This window comes from Komagataeibacter oboediens (assembly GCF_003207815.1).
Lineage (GTDB): Bacteria > Pseudomonadota > Alphaproteobacteria > Acetobacterales > Acetobacteraceae > Komagataeibacter > Komagataeibacter oboediens.
Genome location: NZ_NKTX01000079.1, coordinates 1 through 9,144 on the forward strand (window position 1 = coordinate 1; position 9,144 = coordinate 9,144).

7 protein-coding genes and 1 pseudogene are annotated in these 9,144 nt (G+C 58.7%); 5 read left to right on the top strand and 3 right to left on the bottom strand.

The features are described from left to right. The 4 genes from CFR80_RS19630 to CFR80_RS15610 form a co-directional block, all read left to right on the top strand. Positions 1-762 (top strand): hypothetical protein (locus CFR80_RS19630; RefSeq protein WP_220032752.1); only part of this gene is annotated, 762 nt, incomplete at its 5' end. 561 nt (positions 763-1,323) lie between these two features. After that, positions 1,324-2,364, top strand: a complete 1,041-nt coding sequence (gene add / locus CFR80_RS15600; protein WP_010516355.1) for an adenosine deaminase — start codon at positions 1,324-1,326, stop codon at positions 2,362-2,364. Positions 2,365-2,582: 218 nt separating this feature from the next. Then, entirely contained in the window at positions 2,583-4,040 is a 1,458-nt protein-coding gene (locus tag CFR80_RS15605) for an adenosine deaminase family protein (RefSeq protein ID WP_181418249.1), read from the top strand. Between the two features lie 41 nt (positions 4,041-4,081). Beyond that, complete coding sequence (locus CFR80_RS15610; RefSeq protein WP_010516358.1) at positions 4,082-5,170, top strand: purine-nucleoside phosphorylase; 1,089 nt, start codon at positions 4,082-4,084, stop codon at positions 5,168-5,170. Positions 5,171-5,261: 91 nt separating this feature from the next. Here CFR80_RS15610 and CFR80_RS20205 read toward each other — a convergent pair. Beyond that, positions 5,262-5,962: pseudogene (locus tag CFR80_RS20205) on the bottom strand (hypothetical protein). 386 nt (positions 5,963-6,348) lie between these two features. Here CFR80_RS20205 and CFR80_RS15620 point away from each other — a divergent pair. Next, entirely contained in the window at positions 6,349-7,920 is a 1,572-nt protein-coding gene (locus CFR80_RS15620; RefSeq protein ID WP_010516360.1) for a glycoside hydrolase family 32 protein, read from the top strand. A 175-nt stretch (positions 7,921-8,095) separates the two neighbouring features. Here CFR80_RS15620 and CFR80_RS19635 read toward each other — a convergent pair whose 3' ends face one another. Further along, complete coding sequence (locus CFR80_RS19635) at positions 8,096-8,614, bottom strand: putative Ig domain-containing protein (protein ID WP_220032753.1); 519 nt, start codon at positions 8,612-8,614, stop codon at positions 8,096-8,098. A 149-nt stretch (positions 8,615-8,763) separates the two neighbouring features. After that, positions 8,764-9,144, bottom strand: a 381-nt coding sequence (locus CFR80_RS15630) for an ATP-binding protein (RefSeq protein ID WP_181418227.1), incomplete at its 5' end; no start/stop codon positions are given.

A 9,144-nucleotide genomic window follows, 5' to 3' on the forward strand; every position in this document is an offset into this window, starting at 1 on the left:
TGCGTCCTCAACCGCATGGACATTGATCGCCTCGATCCGCATGCTCACACGACGGACAGCAAGGCATTGTCAAGCTTGAAAAACTTTCGGATCGGGCTCTCATCATCAAAATACATTGCATCGGCTTTCTGGGTTCTCGCAGAGAAGACCTGCCCACCGAAATCGACAGTAATCGTCGTCCTGTTTTCCCCTTCGATTGTATCGGTAGTGTTCAGACCCGGGATAGTGCCGCCCTTGCCGACTATATTATTCGACTGGGTCTCGACCGTTCCGGCCACCTCGACACTGGAATTTGTCCGCACGACAATCGCATCGTTATCAGTCGTTGAAGGATTGGTGGCCGCATTGCTGGTCGTCGCAATGGTTGCGCCCGCCCCGACCGTAACGGATAGTCCGTTTGTGACACCCTCCACGGTAGTTGTCTGTGTTCCACTTGTACAGGAAATGGATCTTCCGCTTGTGATGCACCGGGCCGATGCCACGACCGGAAAGCCCAGAACAAGGATGGCTGTCGATATCGGCCTGACTGCGCCCCTGTCCCCCCGCTTGCGCAGGCTCTGCCTTATACCATGGAACAGATTTCGCCATGATGTCAGACTTGTCAGGGCCGTGCATTACCCATGTGAACGCAGGATTGTGGGACTTTGGTATTCAATCTGTTTTTTAACTGGAACAGGTTTGCGCGCAGCCGTTGTCCCGGAATTAAAAAAAAACAACCGCATCGATATCGATTTGCGTTCCACTTTAGAAATCTGGCCCTGAATTCCAAGTAATGCATCTTTAACTATTAAATGTCATAACGTGCCAATGTTATGTTGCAACATGTTATTTGACCACAAACCAATTAGTTCCCGTACAAACCGTATTTCTTATTCAGAAACATCCATGGCTTTCGCAACGGAAAATTAAGCTATATAACTAAATAAAAATGCAAAGCTGGGAATAACATGCAGGCCATCGAAATATCCATGATGGCATCCCGGTAGGCTGGACATGCTCAACCCCTGCCGATTCTCCCTATATTTGCAAACATATTGCAATGAGTAGGTAGGGGAATATGCCGTGATTATATATAGCAGAACCGAATACATTCCGCTCAGCGTGAAACGGCGCAAAGGGATCAGGATATGCCCGCTGCAGGTTGAAATCAGCCTTCCCTGCTGCTGTCCCATATCCAGTCCGGGGCGCAGGTCACGGAACCATGCATGCAGGCATCGGGTCGGGGGATGCCCCTCCGGTTCCGGCCATTACAATATCGTTTCATTTTCGTGACATACGTGTATGATGGACCTTTCTGCATGACCCTCAGAAGGCTTTCACATCATGATGCCCGCTTCCGATACGTTTATTGAGGCACTCCCCAAGGCCGAGCTTCACGTCCATCTGGAAGGCACGCTTGAACCGGGGCTGAAGATCATTCTGGCGCGCCGGAATGGCCATCCGCTTCAGGACATGACGGAAGACGATATTCGGGCCGGCTACGGGTTTCATGACCTGCCATCCTTTCTGGCCCTGTACTATGAAGGCGTGGAACTGCTGCATACCGAGCAGGATTTTTATGATCTGTGCCATGCCTATCTTAAAAAAGCCGCCTCACAGAATGTCCTTTATTCGGAAATGTTCTTTGACCCGCAACTTCATACCCGTCGCGGCATTGCCTTTGAAACCGTCATCTCGGGCCTGAACCGGGCACGAAAGGATGCACAGCGGGATTTCGGTATCCGCTCACAGCTTGTCATGTGCTTTATCCGCGAAATGAGTGCGCAGTCAGCGGAAGAAACCTTCACGCAGGCGCAGCCCTATCTGTCGGACATTGTTGGCGTAGGGCTGGATTCCGATGAAAAAGGCAACCCACCCGCCAAATTCGCAAACGTATTCAAACGCGCGCGCGATGCGGGACTGCATGTGACAATGCATTGCGACATTGATCAGGAAAATACACATGAACACATCCGGCAGGCACTGGAGGACCTGGGCAGCGAGCGGCTTGACCACGGCCTGAATATTCTGGAAAAGCCGGACCTGCTACGTCAGGCGCGGGAGAGGCATATCCCCTTCACGGTCTGCCCGTTCCCCAACATGGCGATCCGCCCCAACAGTAACGAAAAGGATATCCGTGCCCTTCTGGATGCCGGGCTGACCATTACCATCAATTCCGATGATCCGGGATACATGCAGGGTGTCTATATGACGGAAGCAATGAAAATGGCGCGTGATGGCGCACATCTGACACCGGACGAACTGCTGACCATCAGCCGGAACGCCTTCAATGCCGCCTGGATCGGGAAAGAAGAACGCCGGGCCTATCTTGACCGGCTTGATGATTTTGCCCGGAAGGCCGGCATGATGGCATCCGCCACATAATGCAGGTTCCTTGTTTCCCGACAGGTCACACCGCCTGTCGGACGGAAGAGCGGACGCGGCGCGCGGAAAGATGCCGATCGAGACATGAAGAGACTGAAACCGTGCCGCAGCATCCGGTGACATATCATCATAACCTGTATTTCCGCGTTCTTCCCCTCCTTGCTGCGATATGCGTCCTTCTGGCGCCATGGGTGGCCTGCGCGGATCCGGCCCTGTCCATGCAAAAGCGCGAGGCTGCTGTCGCCAGACGCCTGCACGACATTGCAGGAGACCGGGCACGGGTCAGGCTGTTCCTCCAGCCCATGCCCAAAGGTGGCGAACTGCATATCCATTCATGGGGAACCGCCTTTGCCGAGACCGATATCGACTGGGCGCAGGACCGGAATTACTGCGTTACCCGCCGCGGTGCGCCCCGGTTCGTGCCGCCGCCGTGTGGCAGGCATCATGCACTGCCAGTCGCGCGCATGGACGACGCCCGGCGCACAGCCCTGATTGCCGCGCTAAGCGAGGACGCAGTGAACGGTCCGGTCCTGCCGCGCCATGACCATTTTTTTGCAACATTTTATGTAGCGGGCCCCGTGGCCTCCCGTTCGCTCATTGATGAACTGACCCTGCTGCGCACGATGCAGGCCCGGCAGAACAGTTCATATGTCGAATTCATGTCCAGTCCCGCCAGCGTTGACGCCATGGGCGAGCGTGCCAGTTCCATGCATCTGGACCCTGCCCGGCTGGACATCATGCATGACAGGCTGGCCCCATCCCTGCCAACCATGCTGGATACAGCCCACCAGGAAATCGATGCATGGATGGCAGGCGCGGACCAGCGTCAGGCCTGCACCGCTCCCCTGCGCGAAACTGCGGGTCCGTGCGGGGTCACGGTGCGGTTCCTGGCAACCGTAACCCGCACGGGCACGCCCGCCCGCGTGTTTGGCGAAATGCTGGCAGCCTTTGCCCTGGCCCATGCCGACCCGCGCGTGGTGGGGGTCAACATCCTTGCACCGGAAGACAATGTGACCGCCGTCCGGGACTATGCGCTGCATATGGCAATGTTCCGCTATCTTTCCGCTCGGTATCCCGATGTCCGTTTCTCGCTACATGCGGGCGAACTGACGCGGGCGGTCGCGCCACCGACGGCACTGGCGTCACACATTGCCCAGGCGGTTGAGGCCGGTGCGTCGCGCATTGGCCACGGTGTCGATATCGCGATGGAAGATCAGGCGCGCGCAACCCTGACCCGGATGGCGCAACGCCCCGTAGCGATCGAGGTCAACCTGACCAGCAACGATGTCATCCTTGGCGTACATGGGCGCGCCCATCCGCTGCACCTTTATCTGGCCGCAGGCGTGCCGGTGGTGCTCTCGACCGATGATCCCGGCGTACTGCGCACGGACCTGACGGAAGAATATGTCAGCGCCGTCGTCGATCAGCATCTTGATTACCAGCAGATCAGACAGATCGTGCGCAACGCGCTGGAATTCTCGTTCCTGCCGGGGGAAAGCCTGTGGCGCGATCACACGCCCGGCATGCCCGTTTCGGCCTGCGCCCGGACAGATTCCCCGCAGCCCTCACTCATCTGCGCCGGATTACTGCACCGTAGCGAAAAGGCGGCCCTGCAATGGCGGCTGGAACACGATATCGCCCGGTTTGAAACACAGGCGCTGGCCCATCCATTCTGATGGACCTGTCCTGCACCGCCCAACCATAAGGAAAAAACATCATGTCCTTCTCTTTCATGACCAGGTTTCGCGCTGCCGGGCTGCTCATGGGTGCCTTATGCACGGCGCCGTCGCTGGCCCTGGCGGCGGATGCGCCATGGCCGGTCAAGGTCGTCATTGTCACGACATTCGAAAACGGCGCCGACACCGGCGACAAGCCCGGTGAACTCCAGCTATGGGCCGAACGCGAACATCTGAGCGAAAAAATAGACTTCCCGGGAGGCGTGCATTCCATCCTGTCCACGCCGGATCATTCGGTCATCGCGGTCGTGACCGGCATGTCGCTGGTCAATGCGGGGACTTCCATCATGGCGCTGGGAACGGATCCCCGTTTCGACCTCCATCAGGCTTACTGGCTTGTTGCCGGCATTGCGGGTGTTGATCCGCAGGTTGCCTCGGTCGGGTCTGCCGCATGGGCGCGTTATGTCGTCAATGACGTTGCGCAGTCCATCGACATGCGCGAGGCCCCCAAAGACTGGCCATACGGGATATACGCCAACGGGGCGCAGCGTCCGGACACGCTGGACGGTACCGGAACGGACCATGGTGCCCTGGCGGGTTACCCGATTGTCTTTCCACTCAACGCCGGACTGGCCCAGTGGGCATGGCGGACCACCCGCGCCACGCACCTGATGGATACGCCAAAGATGCGTGATTTTTCCAAAGGGTGGGCAGACTACCCCGGTGCGCGTCACAAGCCGGCCGTCATCCTGGGGGACAGCTTTGCCTCTGACCAGTACTGGCACGGAATCCACCTCAACCAGTATGCCCGCGACTGGGTGCATATGTTCACGGCGTCCCATGGCGTATTCGCCATGAGCAACATGGAAGATTCCGCCATTGCCACCGCGATGTTCCGGCTCGACCGGATGCATCGGGTCGACTATCAGCGCCTGATGGTGCTGCGTACCGCTTCAAACTATACCCTGCCGCCGCAGGGTCAGACGGCCCTGCAATCCGTGACCGCTGAATATCCCGATGAGGGAATGCCCGCCTATGAGGCGGCATGGCGCGTTGGCAGCGCGGTCACGCATACCCTCACGGGGAACTGGGCCCGTTATGCAACCCATGTTCCAACCGCCCGTCCGTAAAAGAACGGACACGCCAGCAGGACCGACCATCGTGCCATTCCGGTTCCGTCGGTCCTGCCACGCCGGGGACATGGTTCGTGATATGAACCCATCAGGCCTGTGGCATGCTTTCGTGACCGTCCAGGCCTGTTTCACCGGTGACGGCCGTATCCCCCCGCCTGACTGCATGCCTCCGCCACCACCGGCATTGCCGCCCCCCTCCTTCTTGCCGTCGTCCTTGCCGCGGCTGCCGGCCGCCTGGATCCGGGCCGGCCCCTGCATGGGCAGGTCGAGGTCAGACGGAACGGGTTCGAGATCAAGCGCCTTGCGGATAAAATCCCGCAGGGAGACGACCAGATCATGTGTATGCACGCGTTGTCCCGTAACCAGTTCCCGCGCCGCGTGGGTGGCCAGGCGCACCTGTTCGCCCGTTCCCAGCAGAATGATATCTGACAGGGCAGCCTCCACGGCATCACGGATACGCCGGGCACGGTCGGAACCTGCCACGGTGGACGTATCTGTTCCATCACTGGCGCCATCGGGGGACAGCATCTCCCCATTCCCGACCATCCGCAGGTCCCGTCGATGCCGGGGATCCACAGCCAGATCCCCGGTAAAGGAACCACCCAGCGTGCGATAGGCGGCGATCAGGGTGCGCAGGCGTTCATTGATCTGGCGGTTCATGCGCTCCCTGCGCTGCTGGACCACGACCATGACCAGCAGCCGGATACCAACGCCAATCAAGGTAATCAGGCACAACCCGATCATTGTGGCCAGAAGGCTGTGCCATGAACTGAAATCAAGATTGCGCACGACTGGCTCCTTGCATACAGGCCGCCCTGACAGGCATTGCGGCCACCATAACCGATAAAGCCGGATTGTCCGGCATGGCCTTACGTGCCGCCATTTCTGTCAGACGGGTTCACTGCTGGTGGCAAAACCGGATCAGTCCCGTGGGGAAGCGCCAGCCCTAAAACTCCAGATCAGTGGCGCAACAATGATGGACCAGCCTGTGTCATGGTCTGAACGGACCGGGGAGGTCTGGCAATATGCTGGCAAACCGGTATGATTTGGACTGGAGAGGATTGTACGGAACCTGCCACGGTCCGGAAGGCCACCAGCCATATTCGTACCACAACCATACTGCAGGAACCGTCCGTCCCATAGCACCCGTATCCTGAAGGGGAGATATCAACACCATGCGACCAGATGCTCAGGCAGCCGACAGCCCACAGCAGGCACTCCCCACCCCCTCGCAGGATACAACCCCGCAGTGGCGTCCGCTACTGCATTATACGCCCCGGCGTAACTGGATGAATGATCCCAATGGTCCATTTTTTTACAAGGGGGTCTATCATCTTTTCTACCAGTACAATCCCCTTGGCGAGGAATGGGGAAACATGTCGTGGGGACATGCGACCAGCCCGGACCTGCTGCACTGGCATGAACATGATGTGGCCGTCCCGTTCAGCGACACGAAGGATATTTTTTCCGGCACGGTCGTCGTGGATACACATAACACGTCCGGGCTTGGCACGACGGACAATCCGCCGCTGGTGGCATTATACACCAGTGTTTTCAAGGAAAACGCCCCCAGACCAGCAGGCGTGCAGGCCCAGTCCCTAGCATACAGCCTGGATGACGGGCGGACGTGGCAGCCTTACGGCAAGGATCCCGTGCTGACACTGTCACCGGACTCGCTCCATTTCCGTGATCCCAGCGTGTTCTGGTACGCACCCGGTGGGTACTGGGTCATGACGGCCGTCGTTGCCAATGAACAGATGGTCAAGCTGTACAAATCCACCAACCTGACGGAATGGACGTTCCTGAGTGATTTCGGGCCGACCGGTTTTGTCCACCCGGACATGTTGTGGGAAATGCCATCGCTGTTTCCCCTGCCTCTGGACGGAAATCCGGCACAACAGAAATGGATCCTGATGCTGGGGATCAATCCATGGAGCATCGCGGGCGGATCGGGCAGCATGTATTTCGTCGGCTCCTTCGATGGTACGACATTCCATGCCGAGGGACTGCCACCCGATGGATCAGACCCCGCGGCATATGACTGGCTCGATTACGGCGCGGATCATTATGCCGCCCTTGTCTTTTCCGGCCTGCCTGAAAGCGCGCCCGTAACCATCGGCTGGATGAGCAACTGGGACTACGCAGCCCAGATGCCGACCTCACCATGGAAAGGCCAGATGACCCTCCCCATGACCATGGCCCTGCGGACCATTGGGGGCCGCCCGCAACTGTGCCTGACCCCTGAAAAACACTACACTGCGCTGGTCGCCAACGACCGGCCGGCACTTTCCTTCGATGGGCTGCGCCTGTCATCCGAACGCCATCTGCTGCCCGATCACGCGCGTGGGCAGGTTCTGGATATCGACATGAGCATGCATATACAGGACGCGGATCGTGCCGGTCTGTTCGTACGGGCCACGACGGATGGCCAGATCGGCACCTGTATTGTTTATGATATGAAAAAGCATGAGCTGATCGTTGACCGGTCGCGTTCGGGCCTGACCGATTTCTCACCCAAATTCAGTCCTGAACATGCCGTCTCCATGCCTGCCCCGAACGGTGAGATTTCATTGCATGTCATTATCGACCGTAATTCGGTCGAAGTGCTGTCACGAAACGGTTCCATCGTCATAACGGACCTCATCTTCCCGCCTGTCGAAGCTGACCGCATCATTGCTTTCTCCGAAAACGGCATGACCGAATTCAGGCATATGAAGATAACCCGTCTGGACCAGAAGCCGGAATAAAGCGTCTGGGCCTGTCTTCCCGCGCGCGTCGTCACGTGAACTGACCCGCGCAATATCCCCATCAGGCCGGATCATGGCCTGATCCATTGTCCGGACAGCAGCCGCCCCGGTCAAAATACACGAATGGCGGCAGGTCCATCCGGTCCTGCCGCCATCCCCATCCCGCTGCCTGCTGCTACTGATTGACCAGGTTTCGGCCACGCGCATGGGCGGCGCGAAGCCCCATCTGGCGCATCTGCGCCCGCAGCCCCCTCTTGCCATGCGTCGCATCGGCGGGTTTGTGGACAGTGCGATGGAAATCGGGATTGAAGGCAAGCCAGTTCATGTCCTGCTCCACCACCTGCATCGCGCGGTCCACTGCCTGAACCATGGACGGGTCATCGGCGACCTGCCATGCCGGATGTTCCCGCCCGATCACCACATGTACGTCCACCTCGGCCTCATGACCATATTCATCACGACCGATAACCGTCAGGTCGATGGAGCCTGTGGCGTCATCCGGTGCGATCATGGAAAAACTGCGCCGCTGGGCATCGAATGAAACCCAGTCCGGCAGCGGCGCGCCACCAGCCTGCCGTGCCGTCAGTGTCAGGTTAAGGTCCGTCCCGTCCGAACTGATGAATGCCCCGGCCGGTACGTCGATGTCATACTGCTCGCCGGTGGTAACAAAGCGATAGATCGACGTACCGCGTATCCACGTCTGGTGCGCAACCTGTCAATCGGCACTCAAAAATAACCCCTGATCGGCATGCAATATTAACCCCCTGTTGAAGGCCCGGCCTGTCTCCTGAAGCCGTAGGCGTAAGGAGACAGGCCGGGGCAGGTATGGATCTGGAGAGAGGTTCAGTTACGGTTCCTGAACCGCCAGCTTTCGTTCCCTGTCTCGATGATGTCGCAGTGATGGGTCAGACGGTCGAGCAGTGCCGTGGTCATCTTGGCGTCGGCGAATACACTGGCCCATTCACCGAAGGACAGGTTCGTGGTGACAATGACCGAGGTCTGTTCATAAAGGCGGCTGATCATATGGAACAGCAACTGTCCGCCAGACTGGGCAAAGGGCAGGTATCCCAGTTCGTCGAGGATGACAAAGTCCAGTCGGCCGAGTTGTTCGGCCAGCCGACCCGCCCTTGCCGCCCGACTGTCAGCCTCAAGCCGGTTGACCAGGTCCACCACGTTGAAGAACCGGCCACGCCGACCTGTGCGGATGCAGCTCCGGCCAATGGC